The following is a 1,181-nucleotide window of genomic DNA, read 5'->3' as shown; positions in this document are numbered from 1 at the left end:
GCTACAGAGGTTGAAAGGCTGACGTCCGTCGGCGTGTCTGCGTGATCTGGGTCGATGTGGGCGGTAGGTCGGAGGCATGAGGTATCCGGCTGGTGGTGGCATGAACGCGGCAGCCCGGGTCCGGCGTGAGAAGGTCCGGATCCAGGCCGCGACCATGTTCGAGAAGTCCGTACCGACCGCGCAGATCGCTTCTGAGCTGCGGGTTTCCGAGAAGTCGGTGCGTCTGTGGCGACGGCAGTGGACTGCTGGCGGAACGGAGGCTCTGGCGTCGGCCGGGCCGGGAGGCTCGGACTGCAAACTCTCGGTTGAGCAGCTGAAACAGCTGGCCGGGATGCTCGACGAAGGGCCGATCGCGCACGGCTGGGACGATGCCCGCTGGACCCTCGCGCGGGTGGCCGAGGTGATCGAGCGCCGCTTCGGCGTCTCCTACACGCTGCGCGGGGTGTCCTATCTGCTGCATCGCATCGGGTACAGCCAGCAGGTTCCCACTCGTCGGGCGATCGAACGCGATCCCGAAGCGATCACCGGCTGGCATCGCGGGCGGTGGCCGTCGGTAAGAGGTTAGCGGCGGCGCAAGGCGCCTGGATCTGCTTCCAGGACGAGGCAGGCCAGGTCATGCGACCGCCGGTGGCCAAGACGTGGGCCCGGCGGGGACACACGCCGGTGGTCGAGGTATCCGGCAAGGGCTCCGGCCGGGTCTCGATCGCCGGCCTGGTCTGCCTCAAGCCCGGACAGCGAGGACGGTTGATGTGGCGAACCCGGCTGCACCGTGGTCGTACAGGCGAACGCGGTAGCTTCAGCGAGGACGACTACATCGCCTTCCTCGACCAGACCCACCAGCGTCTACAGGCACCGATGGTGCTGATCTGGGACAACCTGAACACCCACGTCAGCCGCCGCATGCAGGCCCTGATCGCCACTCGGCCGTGGCTGACCGTGATCCGGTTACCCGCCTACGCTCCGGACCTCAACCCCACCGAAGGCGTCTGGCGCTGGATGAAACGCGGCCTGACCAACACCGCCGCCCGCGGTGTCGACCACCTCGCCCAACTGGTCAAACGTCGACTACGCGCGTGTCAGCAACAGACCGATCTCCTCGCCGGCTTCTTCGCCAGCACCGGCATGACCCTCGAACCCGAGCCACCGAGATAACTCGAACCTTGGCCTTTCAACCTCTGTAG

General features: G+C 66.7%; 2 protein-coding genes. Both read left to right on the top strand.

Annotated elements, in window-relative coordinates:
* Positions 1 to 100: 100 nt before the first annotated feature.
* Complete coding sequence (locus tag SM452_RS30335) at positions 101 to 565, top strand: winged helix-turn-helix domain-containing protein (RefSeq protein ID WP_225319901.1); 465 nt, start codon at positions 101 to 103, stop codon at positions 563 to 565.
* The gene (locus SM452_RS30330; protein ID WP_120332276.1) at positions 544 to 1,152 is read left to right on the top strand and encodes a transposase; all 609 of its coding nucleotides are present in this window, start codon (positions 544 to 546) and stop codon (positions 1,150 to 1,152) included. Before SM452_RS30335 ends, SM452_RS30330 begins: the two co-directional genes overlap by 22 nt.
* Positions 1,153 to 1,181: the final 29 nt, after the last annotated feature.

Source organism: Micromonospora sp. SYSU B005 (assembly GCF_055362685.1).
This window is presented reverse-complemented; position numbering and strand designations above follow the sequence as displayed.

Coding starts and splice junctions, on each gene's coding strand:
- SM452_RS30335 (WP_225319901.1), top strand. CDS start 101: ATGAACGCGGCAGCCCGGGTCCGGCGTGAGAAGGTCCGGATCCAGGCC.